This is a genomic window from Longilinea arvoryzae (assembly GCF_001050235.1).
In the GTDB taxonomy this organism is placed as follows: domain Bacteria; phylum Chloroflexota; class Anaerolineae; order Anaerolineales; family Anaerolineaceae; genus Longilinea; species Longilinea arvoryzae.
Window position 1 is genome coordinate 2,444,530 of sequence record NZ_DF967972.1, and the last position, 23,081, is coordinate 2,467,610.

The following is a 23,081-nucleotide window of genomic DNA, read 5'->3' on the forward strand; positions in this document are numbered from 1 at the left end:
AATAAACACCCCATACAAGGTTGGTGATGTCTGTCAGGGGTAATCAGGAGGGTTGTCCGGAATAAAAAAACGCCCGCTGAAGCAGGCGTTTTGCGATCCAATCGGGCGTTCTACATGCCGGCCAGAAAGGCGATCCCCAGCGCACCCGGGCCGATGTGCGCGCCGATGACCGGACTGACATCGGCGATGAACGCTTCGGCGACGTCGCTGGCGCTGAAACGAGCGCACACGCGATCGAGCAACATGCGGGCCGCATCCGGGCAATTGGCATGGTGAACGGCGATGCGGACGGGCAACCGGCCGTTGACATCTTTCAGAAATAATTCGGTCATTTGATTGACGGCTTTACTGAAGGTCCGCACTTTATCCACAGCGTCCAACCGCCCGTCGATGAGCTTGATGATGGGTTTGAGGTTCAGCACGGAGCCCACAAAAGCAGCGGCGCCGCCAATGCGTCCGCCGCGATATAGATAATCCAGTGTGGGGACGACCACAAAGACACCGCTATTTTTAACCGCGTTTTCGGTGAGAATCCGGCATTCCTCCAACGTGGCGCCCTGTTTGGCGGCGCGGGCGGCAATCAGGGCCGGAAAACCCATGGCCATCCCAGCTCCGTAAGTATCCACGAGTGAAATCCGACCCTTGCCGTTCATGACCATCTTCCGGGCCTGAATTGCGGAATCGAGGGTGCCGGAAAGGCGCGAGGAAATGTGCACGCTGAGAATGTCATATCCCTGGTCGAGCAGGCGGGTGTACAGTTCGGCAAAATAACCGGGAGTGGTTTGCGATGTGGTCGGCATCGTTTTCGAATTGGACAGGCGGGTGTAAAATTCGGAAGGTTGAATATCGACGCCGTCCTGGTAACTCTGATCGCCCCAAATGACCTGCAGGGGAGCCACGAACATGGGATAGCCCTGAATGATTTCTTTTGGGAAACAGGCGGTCGAGTCGGTAACAATGGCGACTTTGGACATAAAACTCCTCGATAACGGATAAGAATGAAAACAGGCTGATTTTCTGAAGGTAATAACCCATAAGGCAGGGGAAGGTTGCGAAAAAATCCAAAAGATTTGACAAAATGCGAAAACTGTAAGCTTTCCCGGGCCATCTCTTGACCCACCTTGCTTTCTAGGCTAAAATCAATCGGTTAGACGCCCCGGCTGTGGGGTGTTGTTTTCTATGGATGTGAATCGACGTGTTTGAGACTTTAAGCGACCGTTTGAATAAAATCTTTGATAATCTGCGCCGGCGCGGGAAACTTTCCGAAGCCGATGTGGACGCCGTGATGCGTGAGGTCCGCCTGGCATTGCTGGAAGCGGACGTGCATTACAGCGTGGTCAAAGATTTCGTGGCTCGCGTTCGCGCCCGGTCCATCGGCGCCGAAGTCTCCAAAGCGCTCAACCCCGCCCAACAGGTCATCAAGATCGTTAATGAAGAGATGATTGGCACCCTGGGTGAACCGGCCCGGCTCAACCTGGCCGGCCCCAAACCCTGGCTGGTGATGATCGTCGGTTTGCAGGGTTCGGGTAAAACAACCGCCGCCGCCAAGCTGGCGCGTTTACTGCGTTCGCAGGGCGAGCGGGTGATGCTTGTGGCCGCGGACCCTTACCGACCGGCGGCCATCAAACAATTGCAAACACTGGGCGAACGGGTTGGTGTGCCGGTCTTCACCGAAGACGGTGTGAATCCGCCGGAACTGGCGGCGCATGCCTTCGACCAGGCCAGGAAGGGCGGTTACACCGTGGTCATCCTGGATACGGCCGGCCGTTCGCAGTTGGACGATCAGTTGATGGACGAACTGCGGTCGATCAGCCGCAAGGTCACGCCGACCGATACCTTGCTGGTGATCGATTCGATGATCGGCCAGGAAGCCCTGCACGTGGCGGAGGGTTTCCGGGATACGGTTTCACTGACCGGGCTCGTGCTGACCAAAATGGACGGCGACAGCCGTGGCGGCGCCGCAATTTCCATCCGCTCGGTGACCGGCGTGCCCATCAAATTCCTCAGCACCGGCGAAGGCGTCGATGCGCTGGAAAGTTACGATCCACGCCGCCTGGCTTCGCGCATTCTGGGCATGGGCGATGTGATTGGCCTGATCGAAAAGGCCGAAGCCGCTTACGATGAGCAATCGGCGCGCGACCAGGCGAAAAAGATGATGAAGGGCGATTTTACGCTGGAAGATTTCGCCCAACAATTGCGCCAGATTCGTAAAATGGGGCCGTTCCAGCAAATCCTGGATATGCTGCCGGGCAACCTCGGACAGGCCGCCCGAAACATCGATCCGAAAGATGCCGAAAAGTCACTCAAGGTCACTGAAGCCATTCTAAGTTCGATGACGCAGGCCGAACGCCACGACCCGGATATCCTTAACGCGAGCCGCCGGCGGCGGATTGCGCGCGGTTCGGGCACCGAGGTGCAGGATGTGAATCGCATCCTCAAGCAATTCCGCGAGACACAGCGGATGGTCAAAACACTGCAAAAAACAGGCGGTCGCGGAATGCCCCGCATGTTTGGATAACCCACCGTTTCGGGCGGAGAGTTTTCGCGCTTCCTTCAGCGCCCCCAGGCTCTCCAATCTGACGGCTGGACGGAATGAAATTTCGCGATATACTTGATTTGAGAAACACTAGAAAGTAAAAGGGAGATCGACTCGATGGTTCGTATTCGTTTGCGCCGCACTGGTTTGAAGGGTCAGGCTACGTATCGTATCATTGCCGCGGATAAGGAAAGCCCGCGCGATGGCCGTTTCATTGAAATTCTGGGTTCTTACAATCCACGGACTGAACCCTTCACGTTCGAAGTACAGGAAGACCGCATTTATGATTGGATGAGCAAGGGCGCGCAGCCCAGTGATTCAGTGCTCATGCTCTTCAAGAGTGTTGGTCTGTTGGATCGCTTTGCCCGCTATAAGGCCGGCGAACCGGTTGAAAAGCTGCTGGAAGAAGCCAAGGCAGTTTACGAGAACCGTAAAACCACCACGAAGACCCTCCCCTCCACGTCGAAATAATTGCGACCGGAAATGATACTAGAGCACCGGCGTTTTTCCGGTGATCTGGAAAGGGAGAAGCCGTGAAGGATCTGATCGATTTCATCGCCCGTTCTCTGGTTGATGATCCCACCCAGGTGGAAATCAAACAGGAGCGCGCGGGCGCCACGAAAGTTCACATCGAACTGAGGGTCGCCAAAGAAGATATGGGGCGTGTCATCGGTAAAGGTGGCCGGGTGGCCAACGCGATGCGGGTTTTGCTGCGCGTGGCTGCCGCCCGCGAGGGTAAACAGGCCAGTCTGGATGTCGTAGAACCCCGATGAAACCACGCCGGATGGTCCCTCCCGTAACACCATCGGATGAAACAGGCTCGCCCCTGACGGGCGAGCCTGTCTTTCTGATTGTCGGAAAACTCCGCCGGCCGCATGGCCTGGCCGGAGAAGTTTTAATGGAAGTGATCACGGACTTTCCAGAGAGAATGCGCAGTGGGCGCGAATTATTCATCGGCGAGACCCACGTGCCCATACATCTGGAAAGGACCCGCAAGAATCCACCATTCCTACTGCTCAAATTCCGCGACATCGATACACCCGAAGAAGTTGGAAAATTCCGCAATTGCATGGTGTATGTGCGCGCGGACAGCCTTCCGAAGTTGCCTGAAGGTGAATATTATCAGCACCAAATGATTGGCCTGAAGGTTCTCACGGAAGAGGGGCAATCCCTGGGCATCCTAACCGAGGTGGTGGAAACCGGAGCTAACGACGTTTATATCGTTACCGGCGAGGATGGAAAAGAAATTTTGCTGCCGGCGATTCGCGAGGTTATCCTGTCGGTCAACCTGGCGGAGAAGACCATGACTGTCCGGCCGCAAATCTGGCAGGATTAGAATGGACCACCGCATCTACTGGATGGGATTCAACCTGGTCAAGGGAATCGGGGCCGTGCGCATGCAGGCGCTGCTGGATTACTTCGGCAATTTGGAAATTGCCTGGAATGCCCCCGGTGATGCCCTGGCCTCGGCGGGACTGCCGCCGAAAATCGTTGAAACCTTTCTGAAGATGCGCAAGAGCGTGGACCTGAATGAAATCTGGTCCCGGATCGAGGAACAGGGCATCCAGGTCTTGATTCGCGAGGATGAAGCCTATCCCCGCCACCTGCGAGAGATCGACCAACCGCCGCCGGTGCTTTATATGCGCGGCGAGTTGCTGCCGGAGGACGATTTTGCGGTGGCCGTGGTGGGTACGCGGCGGGTAACCCCGTACGGCAGACAGGTGGCCGCTGAACTGGCTGCCTACCTGGGCGCAAACGGCATCACGGTGGTCAGCGGTTTGGCGCGCGGCGTGGATGCCATTGCCCACGATGCGGCCATGAAAGCCGGCGGGCGCACGCTCGCGGTGCTGGGCAGCGGCGTGGACCGCATTTATCCGCCCGAGCACGAACGGCTGGCCGGGCAGATCATCAGCCGCGGCGCACTGGTCAGCGATTACGCGCCGGGTACCCCGCCCGACAGTACGAATTTTCCGCCCCGCAACCGGATCATCTCCGGCCTGGCCATGGCGACGGTGGTCATCGAGGCGGGCGAAACCAGCGGCGCCCTGATCACGGCCACTTTTGCCGTCGAGCAGGGCCGCGAGGTGTTTGCCGTGCCGGGCAGCATTCTGGCGCCGCAAAGCAAGGGCACCAACCGCCTGATTCAATTGGGCGCGCACCCGCTGCTCGAAATGCAGGATGTGCTCGAGATCTTGAAACTGCAGCAGGTCCAGGAACAGGTCAGTGCGCGGCGCAGTTTGCCGGCTGACGGAATCGAAGCCAGGCTGTTGGGCGTCCTGGGCGGTGAAGCCCAGCACATCGACGAGATCTCGATTAAATCCGGCTTGCCAATTGATCAGGTTTCGGCTACACTCGCTATCATGGAACTTAAGGGCATGATCCGCCAGTTGGGCGGGATGAATTACGTGACTATTCGAGAGATTCGACCTCAATATTCAACAGATCACAAATGAACGAACATTTCTATGCTGTCATCATGGCCGGCGGCGGGGGAACGCGCCTTTGGCCGCTTTCGAGACAAAATCGACCGAAGCAGATGCTTCGCCTGGTAAGCGATCGAACGCTTTTCCAGATGGCCACAGACCGGTTGCAGGGCTTATTTCCGGTCGATCACATCTATGTCGTGACCGTCGCCGATCAGGCGACCGAATTGCAGAAACAGAGCCCGAACATTCCGGCTGAAAACTACATCCTCGAGCCCATGCCGCGCGGCACGGCCTCGGTGGTCGGATTGGCGGCGGTCGTTCTGCAGAAACGCGACCCTGAAGCGGTCATGGCCGTCCTGACCGCTGACCATTACATCGAAAATGTGGCTGGTTTCCAGCAAATTTTGTCGTCTGCCCAGGAATTGGCCCGCAAGGATTTCCTGGTCACGCTTGGGATTCAACCCACCTTCCCGGCAACCGGTTATGGCTATATCCAGCGCGGTGAACTCCTGGGCCATTACGGCCAGCACGACGCGTACCGGGTGTTGAGATTCAAGGAAAAACCCAATGAAGAAACCGCCCGCGGATTACTTCAGCGTGGCGATCACTTCTGGAACTCGGGCATGTTCATCTGGCGGGTCGATCGCATTCAGGAAGAATTCAGCCGCCAGATGGGCGAACTATACCAGACCCTGGAACAGATCGCGAAAAGCTGGGGAACCGCCTGGCAAACCGAGACACTGAAGAAATTATGGCCGCAGATCAAGCCCCAGACTATCGACTACGGCATCATGGAACACGCCCAGCAGGTGGCCGTATTACCCGGCGCGGATCTGGGATGGAGTGATGTGGGTAGCTGGGATTCACTGTTCGACGTGCTGCCCGGCGATCCAAATGGCAACATCCACATCAGCGCCATGCACCTAGGGATTGACACGCGTGATACGCTTGTATGTACCGAAGATCCAAATCGTTTGGTGGTGACAATTGGCGTCAAGAATCTCATCATCGTCGACGCCGGAGATGCATTGCTGGTTTGCCCGAGAGATGACGCTCAAAAGGTCCGTGAACTGGTGAAATTACTCGACCAGAACGGCTACCAGCTTTATTTGTAGGAGTAAGCCTTTGGAAGCCTATTGCGTTAAATGCAAGCAAAAGCGAGAAATTCAAAATCCGCAGGCGGATTTCAATAAAGTCGGAGCTCCCATTACACGGGGAACCTGTCCAGTGTGCAGCAAACCCATCTTTCGGATGGGACGCACCCCGGCGCACGACGGCCTGACGCCACCCGAAAAAGTCAGCCGCGAACCGAAACGAAAAGGAAAACTGGTGATCGTCGAATCACCCGCCAAGGCGCGTACCGTGGGACGCTTCCTGGGAAAGGGCTTTACCGTTCGGGCCTCGGTGGGTCATGTGCGCGATCTGCTGCGTTCGGAATTGTCCGTGGATGTCGAGCACAATTTTCAACCCAAGTACCGGGTTCCCAACGAGAAACGCCAGGTGGTCAAGGAACTTAAATCGCTGGCGAAGACGGCCGAAGAAATCTACCTTGCCACCGACCCGGATCGCGAAGGCGAGGCGATTGCCTGGCACTTAATGGAAGCTGCCGAAATCGACCCAAAGATTTCGAAGCGGGTGGTTTTTCATGAAATCACCCAGCCGGCCATCGAGGAAGCCTTCGCTCACCCGCGGGATATCGATATGTCGCTGGTGGATGCCCAGCAGGCCCGGCGCGTGCTCGACCGGTTGGTCGGTTACAGCCTGAGCCCGCTGTTGTGGGAAAAGGTCCGCAGCCGGTTATCCGCCGGCCGGGTGCAGTCGGTCGCGCTGCGTTTGATCGTCGAACGCGAGCGTGAAATCGATGCTTTCGACCCCGTGGAATACTGGACCCTGGGAGCCGAACTTAAACCGCACGGCGGCAAGAAGAACGCTTACCTGGCTCGATTGGCGCGCCTTGATGATGCCGAACCCCGCCTGCCGGATCAGGCTTCCGTGGATGCACTGCTGGCCGATCTCGAGGACGCGACCTACGAAATCAGCAAAATCAAACGCACCGAACGCCGCCGCAAGCCGCAGGCGCCTTTCATTACCAGCACGCTACAGCAGGAATCGTCGCGCCGTCTGGGATATACCGCGCGCCGGACCATGTCGCTGGCGCAGCAATTGTATGAAGGCCTGGATGTCGGTGAGGGGGGCACGTCCGGCCTCATCACCTATATGCGTACCGATTCGACGAACGTTTCCGAGCTGGCTCAACGCGAAGCGCGCGAGATGATCGGGCAACAATACGGCGCCGATTTTCTACCCCCGGCTCCACCCCAGTACAAGACTCGCGCGGTCGGCGCGCAGGAAGCCCATGAGGCCATCCGGCCCACTTCAGTCTTGCGCGCCCCGGATAAGGTCAAACCCTTCCTGACGCCGGAGCAGTTCAAGCTTTATCAGCTCATCTGGCAGCGCTTCGTTGCCTCACAAATGGAGGCTGCGATCTTCGACACGGTTTCGGTGGAAATCAGCACCCGGACGCAGGCCCATGAGTATCTGTGGCGCGCTTCCGGATCCACGCTGCGCTTCCCGGGTTACCTGATCGTGTATGAAGAAGCCAAAGACGAGGATCTTAAGGGCGAGGATGAGGATAACGTGCGTATTCCGCCCGGTCTCGAAGAAGGCCAGCGGCAGGAGTTGGTCCGCCTGATACCCGAGCAGCATTTCACCCAGCCGCCGCCTCGATTTACCGAAGCAACGCTGGTGCAATCCCTCGAGGAACATGGTATCGGCCGGCCTTCGACATATGCGCCCATTCTATCGACCATTCAGGAGCGCGGTTATGTGATCCGGGAGACCAAACGTCTGTTCCCGACCGAGACGGGCATCCTGGTTAACGATTTGCTGGTGAAGCATTTCCCTGAAATTGTGGATTTGAATTTCACCGCGAATATGGAATCGAACCTGGATAGCGTTGCCGAGGGTGAGCGCGAATGGCCCGGCATCGTGGCCGATTTTTACAGCGAATTCGAACCCCAGCTCAAGAAGGCCCAGGAGGAGATGCCGGTCACGAAGGCGGAACTGGAGAAAGTCGGCCGCGCCTGTCCCGAATGCGGTCACGATCTGGTCATCCGCTGGGGTCGCTTTGGAAAGTTCATCAGTTGCAGCAATTTCCCGACCTGCCGGCACACCGAACCCTGGTTGGAAAAAATCGGCGTCACCTGCCCGAAGGACGGCGGCGATATCGTTCTGCGTAAGACTCGGAAAGGCCGCATCTTCTATGGATGCGCAAATTATCCAACCTGTGATTTCACCTCCTGGAAGCGACCGGTGTCGGCGCCCTGCCCCAAATGCGGCGGTTTGTTGGTCCTTTCGAACAAGCGGGAGGTGCAGTGCACGCAATGCCAGGAGACATTCCCGCTCGATCAGATCGAAGAAACGCCCGTTGAAACGGCATAAACCTTGCAACATTGTTCGTTGAAACCCTTTGCCAATCGGTGGCTGTTGCTTTCTTGCAACTTTAGTTCTAAAATAAACGCAAATTAAAAGCAGACCGCTAGGCAGGAGTTCTAAACCTGTAGGAGCTGACTATGGACAAGATCCGAGAACAATTCCGCAACCCGTGGGTAGCAGCCGCTGTTGGCTTTGTCATCGGCCTGATCATTGGCCTTGTCGTTTTAGGTTGGGGTTTATGGCCTGTGCAATGGAAGGATGCCGCGCCGGCGCATTTGCGCGAGGACGCCAAAGTGGACTACCTCTGCATGGCCGTTCAGGCTTTTTCCAAAGATCAGCGGGCTGACCTGGCGGCGATGCGCTGGAAGGAATTAGGATCGACCGCAGCCGATGTGCTGATCGGGATCAATTCAGGTAATTGTTCCGCTTCGCAAGCCGATTTGCTGGCTTTCCAAACGGCTGTGAAAACGCCAATCACCGCGGTACAGACCTCTCCAACAGCCGGCGGGGCTGTTTTGCCGGCAACGACTCCGGGTGCAGTGCAACCGACCATGGCCGCAGCCGGGGAAAAGACTTCGAAGAACTCGCCGGTCTTGCTGATTGTGTCCTGCCTGCTGGTGTTGATCATCGGCGGCGCGTTGGCTTATATCTTCTTCTTCCGAAAACGCCGCGGGACCGAGGGAACTCCGGTAGCTCGCGCGCAGGAAGTCAGCCGCGCTGCTGAACGGACGGACTTCGAAGCCGAAGGTCAGGACCAACCCGTCGCGCAATTCATGACCACCTACATGGCGGGTGATGATCTGTATGATGACTCATTCAGCATCGACTCGGCCAGCGGTGAATTCCTGGGCGAATGCGGCGTGGGCATCTCCGAGACAATCGGTGTCGGCGACCCGAAGAAGGTAACCGCCTTCGAGGTCTGGCTGTTCGATAAGAATGATATCCAGACCATTACCAAGGTGTTGATGAGCACGCACGCATTCAATGACCCGGCGATCAGCCAGCGCCTGGCGTCGAAGGGCGAGCCCGTGCTGGTGGAACCGGGCGCCAAGGTGCTGCTCGAAACGGCGACCCTGCAATTGGAAGCGCGCGTCGTAGACATGGGGTACGGCACCGGCGCTCTGCCCAACGAAAGCCACTTCGACCGGCTTACGCTCGAACTGGCCGTCTGGCCGAAGACCAAAGCCTGAGGTTTTCTTCGACTTGTCCTGTGGATCTGCCCGTCATTCGGCGGGCAGATCTTTTTAACAAAAAGCACCGGCTTTCGAGGCCGGTGCATGGTTTGGTCACAATATTCGTTATTACTCGATGCGAAGAATATTCAGGCGAATGGAACCGCCGGGGGTGTCGACCAGAACTTCGTCGCCAACCTGGTGCCCTAAAAGGGCCTTTCCGATCGGGGATTCGTGCGAAATCCGGCCGTTGCGCGGATCGGCTTCCTTGGGACCCACCAGGTAATACGTTTCCTCTGGAAAGCTGCCCTCCTGAATGGTCACATGCGCGCCAATTTCGACCTTATCGCGATTCTGCACCGTATCATCGATGATGACAACATTTCGGAGAAGCTGTTCGAGTTCGAGGATGCGGCCTTCCAAAAAGCCCTGGTCTTCCTTGGCCTGAATGTAATCGGCGTTTTCGGAAAGATCGCCCTGCTGGATGGCCAGGCGTAGCCGTTCGGAGAGTTTTTGACGGGCTGGTCCTTTCAAATCATCAAGTTCGGCTTTGAGGTTCTCGAGGCCTTCCTGGGTTAAGTAAGAGACATCTGCCATTCTTTTTCACCATTCTATAAATAAACTTCAAGATTGCATGATAACACCAAGAAAGAGATATTGCCACCCCTTTCTGAGAAAAAGTGATCGAATCGGTAATCAGGGCAGTACCAGCGGATCGAACAGCTTTTGGTGCTCCTCGACGGCGTAACGATCCGTCATTCCGGCCAGATAATCGCAAATGGTGCGTTCCAGGCCGCGTTCCGCCACCAACACTTGCACGTGCGGCGGCAGGGTGTTGGGATCGTTCAAATAGGCGTTGAAAATCTCGCTCAACGTACGTTCCGCCTTTACAGCCATGCGCACCACACGATAATGGCGGTACAGTTTGGTGTACAGGAAATCCTTCAACTCGCGGTTTCGTTGGCGCATTTCATCGCTGAAACCAACGATGTTGTACGGCAGGCGTTGGACGTCTTCCGCCGATCGAATACTGTTTTCCCGCAGACGCAGGTCGGTGCTCTTGACCTGATCGGTCACCTGAATGCCAATCAACTTGCGGATGATGCGGTGACGGTTCTTTTCATCCAGTTCGCCGCCGCGCCAACCGATCAAGTCGGTGAGAATTTCCCACAGTTCCATGCCGCTGAGCATGGCGGGCGTAATCATGCCCGAACGCAGGCCGTCATCCAGATCATGCGCGGTATAAGCCAGCTCATCGGCCACGTTGGCGATCTGGGCTTCGAGATGCCCGCGCAATTCGGGATTGAACTCACGCGCATCGGCGATATCGTACTCGGTTTCGTGCTTGACGATGCCTTCCAATACTTCCCAGGACAGGTTCAGGCCCGGGAAATCGGGATAGCGGTTTTCCAAGAATGTAACGATACGCAGGGATTGCTTATTGTGATCGAAACCGCCGTAGTCCTTCATCAGGCGGGAGAGGATCATCTCGCCCGAATGGCCAAAGGGCGGGTGACCGAGATCGTGCGCCAGGCAGATCGTCTCGATCAGATCTTCGTTTGCTCCCAGGGCGCGTGCAATGGTGCGTCCGATCTGAGTCACTTCCAGGGTGTGGGTCAGGCGGGTGCGGTAATAGTCGCCTTCGTAATTGATAAAAACCTGGGTCTTATATTCCAGGCGGCGGAAGGCGGTGGTATGCAGGATACGGTCGCGGTCGCGTTGAAAAACCGTCCGATAATCCGGTTCGGAATCAGGAAATTGGCGGCCTTTGCTCTGCGCGCTGTGAATGGCGTATGAAGCCAGATTCCGCTCCTCGTTTGCTTCCAAAAGATCGCGGGTGTATAACATAACTCGACCTCCTTTATGTTCAGGCCGACAGCAAAGTTCCGGATTCAGCGCCCAAGAGGGCTCGTTCGATAGAATTCGATTCTACGCCAGAGAAGATGCGAATTTCAAGCCGTGGATTGGCGCGGATGACATCCAGCATCCGCGAGACTTTTTGAGTCATCCCGCCGGTCACGTCGACGCCGGCGGATGCGCCGAGCGCCGGGGCGATTTTCGTGTAGTCATTCAGATGTATCCGGTCGAACAATTGCTTGCAGGCCGGATAATCCGACCAGACACCGGGTTCGACGCCTGCCAGCAGGATGCGCTGCGGTTCGAGGCGTGGAGCCAGGTGAAAGAACTGATCTTCCGTGGAAAGGATAGTCCCGCCGAGGATCGTATCGAAGACGACATCTCCCTGAATCACCGGGATGAGATCATGTTGCAGGGCTTTCTGCAGCGTTTCTGTTTCGCAGCGCAAAACGGCGCGCTTCGAGGTGATGGCGATCGCCGAAGCAGGGAAGGCCATTACCGGCAGACCGGCCTGGACGAGGGCATCCATGACGATTTCATTCAATGCACGGGCTTCCTTCCACACTTCAGCAAAACCACGCCACTCGAGCGAGGTATGAACGCCGGTGTAGGTGCCGTATTTTTGGGCTGCAAAATGGCCAAAGGATCCGGAACCATGGCCCAAAACCAGGCTTAAATCCGGATCCTTTTGCAGGGCAGCGGAAATTTCTCGGGCCAGGCGCGTCAGCACCTCTCGCCGGGCCGTGTGCGCGGTTGCCTTATCCGTAATCAATGAACCGCCTAATTTCAGGAAAACCAGACGACGGGTTGTTTGCATTTCCTAATCCCTCCGTAGGACCCAAGATCGGAGCAACGGTCGTTATCCAGGTGTGGACCGCACCGGCAGCTATCAGCGCCCGTTCGACCCTGGAAGCCGTCTGCGGAGAAACCAGCGCGATCATATTGCCGCCGCGTCCGCCTCCGGATAGCTTGGCTCCCATTGCTCCGTTGGCCAGGGCTGCCTCGACCAGCAAGTCGAGTTCCGGTGAAGAAATCGTCAATTCTTTCAAGAGGCGTTGATTGTGGTTCATCAATTCGCCCAGGTTGTCGATCATCCCGGCCTGAATATACCCGCGCGCCTGGCGAACGATGTCGCCTATGGCGGTGAAGGCGCGATCGATCGATTCGGGATCGGCCTGGTGCAGGCGCTGCACATCGGCCACGACTGCCGCCGTGGAACTTTGCACGCCGCTGTCGCCGATCACCAGGGTAAAGGGCCTGGCGGCGATCAACGTCTCGAAAGGCTGGCCGCGCACGAAATAAACTGGCTGCTCGAAAGCGACGACCGTATTGTCGATGCCGGACGGATTGCCATGCTGGCGCCGTTCAACCCGATAAGCCAGTTCAGACACGATATCGTTGGACAACGGACGGCCCAGGAAAGCTGATACGGCGCGGATGATGGCGATGGCCGTGGCAGCGCTGGAGCCGAAACCGCCTGCAAGCGGGATGCTGGAGGACAGATGCACCTGCATGGCCGGCAGACGTTGCGCGCCGAGGTGGCCAGCGGTGAGTAAAATTGCCAGCACAAGCGGGTGATCGTCGGGTAATTCATCGATCAGCGAATCGAGGTGGATATCCGGCGCGATCAGGCGCACCTGACCATTCGGGGCTGCGGGAATGGCGCTGATGACCGCGCGCGCCTGAACAATGCTCACCGGCACGGCAATGGCGGGCTGCCCGTAGACCACGGCATGCTCACCGAATAATATGATTTTTCCTGGAGCAGTAGCGGATAAGGCTGTCATCGTCATTTTTACTTGGCAAGCAAATAAAAGATGACCAACACAGAAATTCCCCACAGCAGGATGTCGATCTGGAACGGCCGGTCTTTCAGCAGAATTTCTTCCGGAGCGCCGCCTTCCTTCTTGACTTGAATCAGCCACAAATAACGAAAAACGCCGTACATGACGAAGGGAATGGTCAGCATCATGGCGTGATTGGAAGGCAGATTGGGAGCCGAAAAGGTATACAGGCTGTAGGCAATGATGGTGGTGCTGGAGACGATCGTGATCATCTGGTCGAGGAAGGGCAGGGTATATCCATCCAGGACCTTGCGATGATTGTTCGCGCCGTTTTGCAGCAGGTTAAGTTCGGCGCGGCGTTTACCAAAGCCGATATACAGGGCGCCCAGGGTGGTCACCACGTAAAGCCAGGGGGAGAAGCGCTCCACCTGGATCAGGGTAACCCCGGCCGCAACCCGCAGAACGAACCCGGCGGCGATGATCAGCACATCCACGATGAGGACATTCTTGAGGTAGAGCGAATACGCCAGGTTGATCACGAAATAGAACAGCGAGATCAGGAAGAACTCTGGCGAGAGCAGGAAAGTCAACGGGAAAGTGACGCCCAGCAGAACGACCACCGCACCCACGGCGACCGGGACAGACAGCTCGCCGGAGGCAATGGGACGATTGCGTTTGACGGGATGCTGCCGGTCGGCTTCGACATCTTTAATGTCGTTTATAATATACACACTGCTGGACAAGAGACAAAACAGCAACATTCCGCCGATCGAACGCAAAACAGGATCGATTGCGCCGAACAACTGCCGGTCAAAGACCAAAGCGGCGATGACGAAGATGTTTTTAGTCCACTGGCGTGGACGCATGGTCTTTAGAATGGCCTTAAGCATAGCGTTTATGATATCACATCTCCTTTCTGCGCCGAACAGAAGGCGGCCACGAAGTTTGTATGCCCACTCTTCATAAAACTCGCCTCGACATTTTGCTCACCGAACGCGGTCTGGCTGAAAGCCGGACCCAGGCGCAACGCCTGGTGATGGCCGGTCAGGTGCGCGTGGACGGACAGGTGGCCGCCAAACCCTCCGAAAAAGTGCTGGAGAATGCTGCGATTTCGGTGGATCACGGACCGCGGTTTGTTTCGCGGGGTGGTGAAAAACTGGAGGGCGCGCTGCAGGCTTTTGGCTTGCAGCAGTTGGATGGGATGATCTGCGCTGATCTGGGTGCCTCCACAGGTGGGTTTACCGATTGCATGCTGCAGCACGGGGCCGCCCGGGTGTATGCGGTGGATGTCGGGTATGGCATTTTACATTGGAAGCTCAGGAACGATCCGCGCGTGGTGGTGATGGAGCGCGTCAATGCCCGATACGTGAGCGGCTTTCCCGAACCGGTGCAATTCGTAACCATCGATGCTTCTTTTATTTCACTTAAGATTCTGCTACCGGTGGTCAAAACCTGGTGGTTGCAATCCCAGGGCCAGGTGGTGGCGTTGATCAAGCCCCAATTCGAGGCCGGGCGCGAAGAAGTCGCCCGTGGAGATGGGGTGGTGCGTGACGCCGCCGTGCATCGATCAGTTCTGGAGCAAGTGCTTGCATTCACGACCCAGGAGGGTTTTGGCGTTCGCGGTCTGGTGCGCTCCTCACTGTTGGGGCCAAAAGGGAATACCGAATTTCTGGTCTGGCTGGAATATCCGGCCAGGCAGGCGGCGGATGTGAACGCGTTGATCGAACAGGCCGTGCAATCCCCTCTGCCGGATGGTGAGGGTCGGCGTGCTCTCGAATGAAGCTCTGAATAATGAAGGGAAAGTAGGGTATACTAAGCCCCGATTATGAATACCGATCATATCCGCAATTTTTGTATCATTGCTCACATCGATCATGGCAAATCGACGCTGGCTGATCGCTTGCTGCAGATCACCGGCACGATCAGTGACCGCGATATGGTCGAGCAGGTCCTGGATACGATGGACCTGGAACGCGAAAAAGGCGTCACCATCAAAGCCTCTGCGGTGCGCATGAGCTACACCGCAAAGGACGGCGGTACCTACGAACTCAATCTGATCGATACGCCCGGGCATGTCGACTTCAATTATGAGGTCAGCCGCGCCCTGGAAGCCTGCGAAGGCGCCATTCTGGTGGTGGACGCGACCCAGGGCATCGAAGCGCAGACCCTCGCCAATCTCTACCTGGCGCTGGAAAGCGACCTGGAGATCATCCCGGTCATCAATAAGATCGACTTACCCTCAGCCATGCCGGATGAAGTCGCCGAAGCGCTTGAAAGTCTGCTGGGTATTCCGGCCGAAGATATTCCACGCATTTCCGCCAAGGAAGGTATCCATATCAATCAGGTGCTGGAGGCGATCGTGAATCGCGTTCCGCCGCCCAAGGGTAACGAAAATGTTCCGCTGCGGGCGTTGATTTTCGATTCTCATTACGATCCTTATAAAGGCGTGGTGGCCTATATCCGGGTCGTCGAAGGTCATTTGCGGAATACCGACTCGCTGCGCTTGATGGCGAACAACACGGATGTTCGCCCGGTTGAAATCGGTTACTTCGCGCCAGGCATGCGCCCGGTGGATGAACTTGACTCGGGAGATGTTGGCTATATCGCCACCGGCCTGAAAACCGTGTCCGAATGTCGCGTCGGCGATACCATCACCCTGACGGCGTCCCCGGCAGCCGAACCCTTGCCCGGCTACCTGCATCCCAAGCCGATGGTGTTCGCGGGGATTTACCCGGTGGAAGGGGAAGATTACAGTAACCTGAAGGACGCGCTTGAAAAGCTCCAGCTTAACGACGCGTCTCTGACGTTCGAGCCTGAAAAATCGCAGGCGCTTAACTTCGGTTTCCGCTGCGGCTTTCTGGGCCTGTTCCACATGGAAATCATCCAGGAACGTCTAGAACGCGAGTATGACCTGGACATCGTTGTGACGGCGCCTTCGGTGGAATATCAGGTTATTCTGCTGGACGGCACGCAGATGGTGGTCGATTCGCCGGTCCAACTGCCGGACGAAAGCACCATCGCTGAAATTCGCGAGCCCTGGATGGGACTGGACATCTTCTCGCCGACCGAATTCTTCGGCACCATCATGGACCTGGCCAACAAACGCCGGGCCGAGTTCAGAGCCCAGGATCATCCGTCCCCCAATCGGGTGCACCTTTCCTTCGAGATCCCGCTGTCGGAATTGATCGTCGATTTCTTCGACGATCTCAAATCCCGCACGCGCGGATATGCTTCGATGGACTACCATTTCGAAGGATATCGCGCCGGCAATCTGGTGAAGGTGGAAGTGCTGGTGGGTGGCGAGGTGGTGGACGCGCTGGCTGCCATCGTCCATAAAGAGGATGCTTATCATAAGGGGCAGCGGCTGGTCACCAAGCTCAAAGAGATCATTCCACGGCAACTGTTCGATGTGGCCGTTCAGGCTTCGGCAGACGGCCGGATCATCTCGCGTGCCAACGTCAAAGCGTTGCGCAAGGATGTGCTGGCCAAATGCTATGGCGGCGATATCTCCCGCAAGAAGAAACTGCTGGAAAAGCAGAAAAAAGGCAAGCGCCGCATGAAGATGGTCGGCAACGTCGAGATACCGCAAGAAGCCTTCATGGCGGTATTGCGCCTGGAGGAAGAGTGACGCAGGGGATAAAGACTTCCAAACGCAAGGACTGGCTGCGCTGGCTGCCGGGCGTCGGTATCAGTGTGGTGGCGTTGTTCGTCGTCTTCCGGCTGGCGCGTTGGGATGGTCTTTCGACTGCGTTCACCACCATCAATTGGAAGTACATCGGGCTGTCGGGTTTGTTCACCACAGCCTTCCTGTTTGTGCGCAGCCAGGCATGGCGCGCCCTGCTGAACAATCGGCCGAGTTATAAAGATACGTTCTTCGTCGTCAACGAAGGTTATTTGCTCAATAATCTCTTCCCGCTGCGCGCCGGCGAAATTGGCCGGGCGGTGATCATGGGGCGCATGACCGGTTGGGGACCGTTTCACATCCTTTCCACCATTGTCATCGAACGCGTCTTCGATCTACTGCTGGCAGCCGGAATGCTGCTGGGAACGCTGCCGCTCGTCCTGGGCGCAGTTTCCTGGGGCAAACCGGTGGCGATCGCGACCCTGCTGGTCATGGGCAGCGCCTTGGTGATCCTGTTCCTCATGGCCCGAAACCGGGCCGTGGTGGACCGGTTGGTCGTCAAATTCGGCAGCCATTGGAAGTTCGTCGAGAAATATATTGCTCCGCAGGTGGAGAAACTGCTGGACGGACTGAGCGCGCTGGCCAACCCCCGGCAGTTTCTGCTCGCTTTCGGGTTGATTTGTGTCTGCTGGATGATTGCCATTTTTCAATATTACATGGTGATCCTGCCCATCGTGCCGCACGCGCCGGTTTGGTATGGGGCGTTCACGGTAACCGTGGTAGCGTTGGGCGCGGCCATTCCTTCCGCGCCGGCAGCGTTGGGCGTTTTCGAAGCCTCCATCGTCGGAGCCATGGCCGTTCTGGGAATCGATCATGCCACAGCTTTGGCGGTTGGAATCAGCCTGCATTTTTTGCAGTTCGCGATCACAGCCATTTTTGGTTTCATCGGCCTTGTCACTCAAAGGCGTTCATTGGGTTCGCTCTTTTCTGAAACGCGCATGCAGCAGCAAGCAAACTGAGCGCAAATCTTTCTTCGGAGGCATGCATGTCTCGCAATGTTCTGATCACCGGGGGAGCTGGTTTCATTGGATCGAATTACGCCGCCAGGTGTATTGCCCGTGGCGATAAAGTGACCATCTTCGATAATCTTTCCCGTTCGGGAGCAGCCACGAACCTGGAATGGCTGAAAACAATCTATGGTTCCGACTCCTTCCGCATGGTGCTGGGGGATGTGCGTAAGGAGACCGAGATCAACGCAGCCGCAAAGGATGCGGATATCATCGTTCATCTGGCGGCGCAGGTGGCTGTGACCACCTCGGTCACCAAGCCACGCGAGGATTTCGAAATCAACGCCCAGGGTACTTTCAATGTGCTGGAAGCCGCCCGGGCATCCAGCCGCAACCCGGCCGTGCTGTATACCTCGACCAACAAGGTCTATGGCGGCATGGAAGACGTCCGGGTCGAAGAAACGCCGACCGATTATCGCTATACGGATTTCCCATTGGGCATTCCCGAATCGCAGCCGCTTGATTTTCACTCGCCCTACGGCTGTTCGAAGGGCTGCGGCGACCAGTACGTGCGCGATTATCATCGCATCTATGGCTTGCCGACGGTTGTGCTGCGCCAAAGCTGCATCTACGGCACACGCCAGTTTGGCGTGGAAGATCAGGGCTGGGTGGCCTGGTTCATCATCGCAGCCGTGACCGGACGTCCGATCACCATCTACGGCGATGGTAAACAGGTGCGGGATGTGTTGTTCGTCGAAGACGTGATGAATGCCTATGATGCAGCCTTGAGCAATTTGTCGGTCGCAGCCGGCCAGGTCTACAATATTGGCGGCGGACCGGCCAACACCATGTCGGTCTGGACGGAATTCGAGCCGATCCTCGAACGTCTGTTGGGCCGGCCGGTGCCTACCAGCCAGGGTGATTGGCGCCCCGGCGACCAGCGCATTTATGTTTCCGATATCCGTAAGGCGCAGCGGGACTTGAATTGGATCCCCAGGGTGGGCGTGGCAGAAGGCGTCGAACGACTTTACCGCTGGGTTGTCGAAAACCGCAACCTCTTCTAATGTTTGTATGAATTCCTATGAAGATTCTGGTCGTCCTCACATATTATCGCCCGCATACCAGTGGTCTGACCATTTATGCCGAACGTCTGTGTAAAGCCTGGGCCGAACGCGGCCACCAGGTGACGGTGCTGACCTCGCAGTATGATCCATCGCTGCCGGAGGATGAGATCAAAGACGGCGTGCACATCGTGCGCGCGCCGGTGCTGTTTCGCCTGAGCAAGGGCGTCATCATGCCGACCTTTGGCCGGCTGGCCACGCGCCTGACGCGCGAAGCGGATGTCATCCAGCTTCACCTGCCGCAGTTCGACGCGGCGGGTGTGGCTCTGCGCGGCCGGATTTTGCGGAAACCGACCGTCATCACGTACCATTGCGATCTGCTCATGCCGCGCGGGCTGGTTTCGTGGCTGGCCAATCAGGCTGTGCGCGTCATGAACAACCTGGCCGGGATTTTTACACACCGGATCGTGACCTACACCCGCGATTATGCTGAAAATTCGGATTACCTCACCCGGTATCTGCGCAAGCTGCAGGTGATCCCGCCGCCGGTGGTGCTGCCAACAGTTTCAGCAGAAGCGGTCCAGTCTTTTGCCGCTGAAAACAATCCACAACACCACAAGCCGGTGATCGGCATGGCGGCGCGTTTTGCCACCGAAAAGGGCGTAGAGGTGCTACTGGATGCGCTGCCCGTTATCCTGCAACATTACCCGGATGCCCAGGTCCAGTTCGCCGGGCCGTACCAGAATATCATCGGCGAGGAAAGTTATTTCGCCCGCCTCTCCCCGACGATCGAAAAATACATCGCCTCGGGCAACTGGCGCTTCGTGGGCTCGTTGAGCCCCGAGCAAATGGCGGCGTATTACCCCAATTTGAACGTGCTGGTGCTTCCCAGTTTGAACTCGACCGAAGCCTTTGGCCTGGTGCAGATCGAAGCCATGCTCAACGGGGTGCCGTGCGTCGCGTCCAATCTGCCGGGCGTGCGTCAGCCGGTGAAAATCCATGCCATGGGCCAAATTGCTCCCATTGGCGACGTGCAGGGCCTGGCGCAGGCGGCTCTGGAAGTGCTGGACCATCCCGAAAAATATACCGGCGACCCGGTCGAGATTGTCCGGCGCTACGAGCCGGCCACCATCGCCGTCGAATATGAAAAACTATTTGCTGAAATGCAGCACGAGCTGCTCGGGTAAATTTGCCCCGGAGGTCGATTTTGCCATCATCATCCCAATCCAAGGACTTCCTCTGGCTGCAATTACGCGACCTACCGTATTTTCGCGCGGTGCTGCGAGCGGTCGAATCGCGTTTCTACCAGGATATCGAGCTTCCGCGGCCCATTTTGGATCTGGGTTGCGGTGACGGCCATTTCGTGACCATCACTTTCGACGCCCCGATCGATTTCGGGATCGATCCGTGGACTGGGCCGGTCCGCCAGGCTGAAAAACGCGGCGGTTACCGCAGCGTTGTTCAGGGCACGGGCGATGAAATTCCCGTACCGGATGGCAGCTACGCGGCCGTGATGAGCAATTCGGTGCTGGAGCACATTCCCGATCTCGATCCGGTGTTGGCCGAGGTTAAGCGGGTGTTAAAACCCGGGGGGCTGTTCGTCTTTTGCGTGCCCAACCACAACTTCTTGAGCAACCTGTCCGTATCGAATTTCTTCGACCGCATCGGCCTGCGATTTCTGGGAAACGCCTACCGGGCCTTCTTCAACCGCATCAGCCGGCATTATCATTGCGACAGTCCGGAAGTCTGGGAAGAACGCCTGAATCGGGCGGGTTTCCGCATCGAACGCTGGTGGCATTACTTCTCGCCGCAATCGTTGCACGTGCTGGAATGGGGCCATTACTTCGGCCTGCCGTCGTTGGTCCTGCATTTCCTCACCCGGCGTTGGAATGTGGTGCGCCAGCCGTGGAATTTTGCCCTGACCCGGGCAATTTGCCAACCGGTCTATGATGAACCTGACAGTCAACCCAAAGGGTCGTATACTTTCTATATTACCCGCCGGATCGATGGTTGATGAACCCAGAAAAGCCAGAACCCAGTGTCTTGGATTATTTAAAAGCCCGGTTGATGCCCTGGAAGGGTGCTGCCCCGGAAATCCCGCCGCTGCCGCAAGAAGCGGAATCGACTGAGCCGCAGGCCGAAACGCCGGCACCCGAAGAACAGCCGGGTCCGGGATTTTTCGCCTGGGTGAGCGATCGCAGCGCCGGGCTGGTATTGGCAGCCGCGCTGATCGCGCAATTCATGCTCGAACCGCCCAACCGAAATTGGCCGGTGGCGGTTGGTTTCTATGCGCTTGCCCTGGTCCTGCTGCTCGGATCCTTGTGGAAGCGGACCTGGAGCCTGCCGGAGATCCCCCGGTCGAGTGAGATCGGCTACAGCTTCGAAATCCTCCGAACGCCGCTGTATATCTGCCTGGCGTTTATTCTGATCAGCTTCTGGCTGTTCAGCGGTAACCGGTACAGCGGTTTGAACTTGCTGGCCTGGGCGATTACCGGCGTGGCTTTGTTGGTGGCAGTGTGGCTGCCGAACGAGGCCTCGCACACCCACTGGCAGCGCCTGGTCGGGTTCATCCGGCAGCGCGAATGGCGTTTGAAAATTACACCCTGGCACATTCTGGTCCTTCTGGTCGCGGTGATCGTCATCTTCTTCCGCTTTTACCGGTTGAACCAGGTCTCCGGCGAGATGTTCAGCGACCACGCCGAAAAACTGCTGGATGTGGCCGACCTGATGAACGGTCAGACTAAGATTTTCTTCGAGCGCAATACCGGGCGCGAAGATTTTCAATTCTACCTGACGGCCGCCATCGCCAATCTGTTTGGCACAGGCCTTTCGTTCCTGAGCCTGAAGTTGGGTACGGCGCTGGCCGGGTTGTTCACGCTGCCGTATATCTACCGGTTGGGCAAGGAAATCGGTTCGCGCTGGGTGGGACTGTTTGCCGTATTCCTGGCCGGCATTGCCTACTGGCCGAATGTCATTTCGCGCATCGGCCTGCGATTCCCGCTCTATCCCTTGTTCGCGGCGCCGATGTTGTTCTACCTGATTCGCGGCATTCGCCGGTCGGACCGCAACGATTTCATTAAATCCGGCATCGCTCTGGGCCTGGCCCTGCACGGTTACAGCCCGAGCCGCCTGCTGCCGCTGGTCGTTCTGGCGGCCATCGGAATTTACCTGTTGCACCGCGCATCCCACGGCAAACGCGCCGGGGTGGTATGGGCGCTGGTGGTGCTGGTGTTGGTGTCGGTGGTTGTGTTCCTACCCCTGCTGCGCTATTGGTCCCAGTATCCGGAGAATTTTGCCTTTCGCGCGTTTACTCGACTGGCAACGACCGAACGCGCTTATCCGGCGCCGGTTGGGCTGGTTTTCCTTTCCAATTTGTGGAAAGCGCTCATCATGCCCTTCTGGGACAATAACAACATCTGGGTCCATTCGGTGGTGAATCGACCCGCGTTGGATGTGGTGACCGCGGCGCTTTTCTTTATCGGCCTGGTTCTGGTGGTTGTGCGCTACATCCGCAAGCGCGACTGGCTGGATTTGTTCCTGCTCGTCTCCATCCCGTTAATGATGCTGCCGTCCATTTTGTCTCTGGCGTTCCCTGAGGAAAATCCATCCCTCAACCGCACGGGCGCCGCTTACATCCCCATCTTTATCATCGCAGCCATCGGGCTGGAAAGTCTGGTCTCGTCCCTGCTTTCGCGCGCCTCCCAACCGGGGCGGATGGTGGTGGTCATCCTGACCGTTGCCCTGCTGTCCATCTCTGCCAGTTCGAATTACGACCTGGTTTTCCGGAAGTTCGACGTACAATTCATGGGCGGCGCCTGGAATACTTCACAGATCGGGCAGGTCATCCGCGGCTTCGCCGAGTCGACCGGGGACGCGGATCACGCCTATGTGATTCCTTATCCTTACTGGGTGGATACGCGGCTGGTGGGGATCAATGCGGGTTACCCGTTGAAAGATTACGCCTTACCCGCGGACCAGATCGAGACCACCCTGAGCATCGACGCGCCCAAACTCTTCATCCTCAACCCCGCCGACCAGGATAGCCAGGCCAGGCTCGAACAGGTCTATCCGCAGGGGCGGCTGTTTCTGTATGATTCGGGCCGCGACGGCAAAGATTTTCTCATTTACTCAATCCCTTGAGGTCAGCCAAAAACCGCTGACTGGTCAGGAGCAATCTCCGC

The 23,081-nt window shown here is 57.2% G+C and carries 21 protein-coding genes; 15 read left to right on the top strand and 6 right to left on the bottom strand.

Translation table 11 applies throughout. The features are described 5' to 3' along the window. Positions 1–110 precede the first annotated feature (110 nt). Positions 111–974, bottom strand: coding sequence for a DegV family protein (locus LARV_RS10875; RefSeq protein WP_075073658.1), 864 nt, complete (start codon positions 972–974; stop codon positions 111–113). A gap of 221 nt (positions 975–1,195) precedes the next feature. Here LARV_RS10875 and ffh point away from each other — a divergent pair, with 221 nt between their 5' ends. From ffh to LARV_RS10915, 8 genes are all read left to right on the top strand, one after another. Continuing rightward, a complete protein-coding gene (ffh, locus tag LARV_RS10880) occupies positions 1,196–2,518 on the top strand; it encodes a signal recognition particle protein (RefSeq protein ID WP_075073659.1) in 1,323 nt (440 codons plus the stop codon). A gap of 135 nt (positions 2,519–2,653) precedes the next feature. Further along, a complete protein-coding gene (gene rpsP / locus LARV_RS10885; protein WP_075073660.1) occupies positions 2,654–3,007 on the top strand; it encodes a 30S ribosomal protein S16 in 354 nt (117 codons plus the stop codon). 62 nt (positions 3,008–3,069) lie between these two features. After that, positions 3,070–3,309: a KH domain-containing protein gene (locus LARV_RS10890; RefSeq protein ID WP_075073661.1), complete on the top strand. Its 240-nt coding sequence runs from the start codon at positions 3,070–3,072 to the stop codon at positions 3,307–3,309. 11 nt (positions 3,310–3,320) lie between these two features. Beyond that, positions 3,321–3,872 (top strand): ribosome maturation factor RimM, encoded by a 552-nt coding sequence (gene rimM, locus LARV_RS10895; protein WP_172797844.1) that lies wholly within the window; start codon positions 3,321–3,323, stop codon positions 3,870–3,872. A 1-nt stretch (position 3,873) separates the two neighbouring features. Then, on the top strand, positions 3,874–4,989 hold the full coding sequence (gene dprA, locus LARV_RS10900; RefSeq protein ID WP_075073662.1) for a DNA-processing protein DprA: 1,116 nt from the start codon (positions 3,874–3,876) through the stop codon (positions 4,987–4,989). Continuing rightward, on the top strand, positions 4,986–6,077 hold the full coding sequence (locus LARV_RS10905; protein ID WP_075073663.1) for a mannose-1-phosphate guanylyltransferase: 1,092 nt from the start codon (positions 4,986–4,988) through the stop codon (positions 6,075–6,077). Before dprA ends, LARV_RS10905 begins: the two co-directional genes overlap by 4 nt. Positions 6,078–6,087: 10 nt before the next feature. After that, positions 6,088–8,403 (top strand): type I DNA topoisomerase, encoded by a 2,316-nt coding sequence (gene topA, locus LARV_RS10910; protein ID WP_201785914.1) that lies wholly within the window; start codon positions 6,088–6,090, stop codon positions 8,401–8,403. Between the two features lie 131 nt (positions 8,404–8,534). Next, complete coding sequence (locus LARV_RS10915; protein ID WP_075073664.1) at positions 8,535–9,587, top strand: hypothetical protein; 1,053 nt, start codon at positions 8,535–8,537, stop codon at positions 9,585–9,587. 111 nt (positions 9,588–9,698) lie between these two features. Here LARV_RS10915 and greA read toward each other — a convergent pair whose 3' ends face one another. The 5 genes from greA to LARV_RS10940 form a co-directional block, all read right to left on the bottom strand. Then, positions 9,699–10,166, bottom strand: coding sequence for a transcription elongation factor GreA (greA, locus tag LARV_RS10920; protein WP_075073665.1), 468 nt, complete (start codon positions 10,164–10,166; stop codon positions 9,699–9,701). A gap of 99 nt (positions 10,167–10,265) precedes the next feature. Further along, positions 10,266–11,417 (bottom strand): deoxyguanosinetriphosphate triphosphohydrolase, encoded by a 1,152-nt coding sequence (locus LARV_RS10925; RefSeq protein WP_075073666.1) that lies wholly within the window; start codon positions 11,415–11,417, stop codon positions 10,266–10,268. A gap of 19 nt (positions 11,418–11,436) precedes the next feature. Then, positions 11,437–12,243: an isopentenyl phosphate kinase gene (locus tag LARV_RS10930; RefSeq protein ID WP_075073667.1), complete on the bottom strand. Its 807-nt coding sequence runs from the start codon at positions 12,241–12,243 to the stop codon at positions 11,437–11,439. After that, positions 12,185–13,213: a mevalonate kinase gene (gene mvk / locus LARV_RS10935; RefSeq protein ID WP_083522744.1), complete on the bottom strand. Its 1,029-nt coding sequence runs from the start codon at positions 13,211–13,213 to the stop codon at positions 12,185–12,187. The genes LARV_RS10930 and mvk overlap by 59 nt, the downstream gene beginning before the upstream one ends. Before the next feature lie 8 nt (positions 13,214–13,221). After that, a complete protein-coding gene (locus tag LARV_RS10940; RefSeq protein WP_075073669.1) occupies positions 13,222–14,100 on the bottom strand; it encodes a decaprenyl-phosphate phosphoribosyltransferase in 879 nt (292 codons plus the stop codon). Between the two features lie 59 nt (positions 14,101–14,159). Between LARV_RS10940 and LARV_RS10945 the strand changes: the two genes are divergently transcribed. From LARV_RS10945 to LARV_RS10975, 7 genes are read left to right on the top strand one after another with little or no spacing between them, the layout of a single operon-like run. Further along, positions 14,160–14,990: a TlyA family RNA methyltransferase gene (locus LARV_RS10945; protein WP_075073670.1), complete on the top strand. Its 831-nt coding sequence runs from the start codon at positions 14,160–14,162 to the stop codon at positions 14,988–14,990. Positions 14,991–15,035: 45 nt separating this feature from the next. Continuing rightward, a complete protein-coding gene (gene lepA / locus LARV_RS10950; protein WP_152031776.1) occupies positions 15,036–16,838 on the top strand; it encodes a translation elongation factor 4 in 1,803 nt (600 codons plus the stop codon). Then, positions 16,835–17,851: a lysylphosphatidylglycerol synthase transmembrane domain-containing protein gene (locus LARV_RS10955; RefSeq protein ID WP_075073672.1), complete on the top strand. Its 1,017-nt coding sequence runs from the start codon at positions 16,835–16,837 to the stop codon at positions 17,849–17,851. The genes lepA and LARV_RS10955 overlap by 4 nt, the downstream gene beginning before the upstream one ends. A gap of 26 nt (positions 17,852–17,877) precedes the next feature. Then, positions 17,878–18,903 carry an SDR family NAD(P)-dependent oxidoreductase gene (locus tag LARV_RS10960; RefSeq protein ID WP_075073673.1) on the top strand — a complete coding sequence of 342 codons (1,026 nt, stop codon included), beginning with the start codon at positions 17,878–17,880 and terminating at the stop codon, positions 18,901–18,903. A 17-nt stretch (positions 18,904–18,920) separates the two neighbouring features. Beyond that, positions 18,921–20,087, top strand: coding sequence for a glycosyltransferase family 4 protein (locus LARV_RS10965; protein ID WP_075073674.1), 1,167 nt, complete (start codon positions 18,921–18,923; stop codon positions 20,085–20,087). A gap of 20 nt (positions 20,088–20,107) precedes the next feature. Beyond that, entirely contained in the window at positions 20,108–20,914 is an 807-nt protein-coding gene (locus LARV_RS10970) for a class I SAM-dependent methyltransferase (protein WP_075073675.1), read from the top strand. After that, a complete protein-coding gene (locus tag LARV_RS10975; protein ID WP_075073676.1) occupies positions 20,914–23,040 on the top strand; it encodes a glycosyltransferase family 39 protein in 2,127 nt (708 codons plus the stop codon). Before LARV_RS10970 ends, LARV_RS10975 begins: the two co-directional genes overlap by 1 nt. Positions 23,041–23,081 lie beyond the last annotated feature (41 nt).

Excerpts from the sequence above, each read along its gene's own strand:
- LARV_RS10975 (WP_075073676.1), top strand. The coding sequence starts at position 20,914 with ATGAACCCAGAAAAGCCAGAACCCAGTGTCTTGGATTATTTAAAAGCC.
- lepA (WP_152031776.1), top strand. The coding sequence starts at position 15,036 with ATGAATACCGATCATATCCGCAATTTTTGTATCATTGCTCACATCGAT.
- LARV_RS10930 (WP_075073667.1), bottom strand. The coding sequence starts at position 12,243 with ATGCAAACAACCCGTCGTCTGGTTTTCCTGAAATTAGGCGGTTCATTG.
- dprA (WP_075073662.1), top strand. The coding sequence starts at position 3,874 with ATGGACCACCGCATCTACTGGATGGGATTCAACCTGGTCAAGGGAATC.
- LARV_RS10915 (WP_075073664.1), top strand. The coding sequence starts at position 8,535 with ATGGACAAGATCCGAGAACAATTCCGCAACCCGTGGGTAGCAGCCGCT.
- LARV_RS10945 (WP_075073670.1), top strand. The coding sequence starts at position 14,160 with ATGCCCACTCTTCATAAAACTCGCCTCGACATTTTGCTCACCGAACGC.
- rimM (WP_172797844.1), top strand. The coding sequence starts at position 3,321 with ATGGTCCCTCCCGTAACACCATCGGATGAAACAGGCTCGCCCCTGACG.
- LARV_RS10875 (WP_075073658.1), bottom strand. The coding sequence starts at position 974 with ATGTCCAAAGTCGCCATTGTTACCGACTCGACCGCCTGTTTCCCAAAA.
- mvk (WP_083522744.1), bottom strand. The coding sequence starts at position 13,213 with ATGACAGCCTTATCCGCTACTGCTCCAGGAAAAATCATATTATTCGGT.
- LARV_RS10905 (WP_075073663.1), top strand. The coding sequence starts at position 4,986 with ATGAACGAACATTTCTATGCTGTCATCATGGCCGGCGGCGGGGGAACG.
- LARV_RS10960 (WP_075073673.1), top strand. The coding sequence starts at position 17,878 with ATGTCTCGCAATGTTCTGATCACCGGGGGAGCTGGTTTCATTGGATCG.
- LARV_RS10965 (WP_075073674.1), top strand. The coding sequence starts at position 18,921 with ATGAAGATTCTGGTCGTCCTCACATATTATCGCCCGCATACCAGTGGT.
- rpsP (WP_075073660.1), top strand. The coding sequence starts at position 2,654 with ATGGTTCGTATTCGTTTGCGCCGCACTGGTTTGAAGGGTCAGGCTACG.
- greA (WP_075073665.1), bottom strand. The coding sequence starts at position 10,166 with ATGGCAGATGTCTCTTACTTAACCCAGGAAGGCCTCGAGAACCTCAAA.
- LARV_RS10940 (WP_075073669.1), bottom strand. The coding sequence starts at position 14,100 with ATGCTTAAGGCCATTCTAAAGACCATGCGTCCACGCCAGTGGACTAAA.
- LARV_RS10925 (WP_075073666.1), bottom strand. The coding sequence starts at position 11,417 with ATGTTATACACCCGCGATCTTTTGGAAGCAAACGAGGAGCGGAATCTG.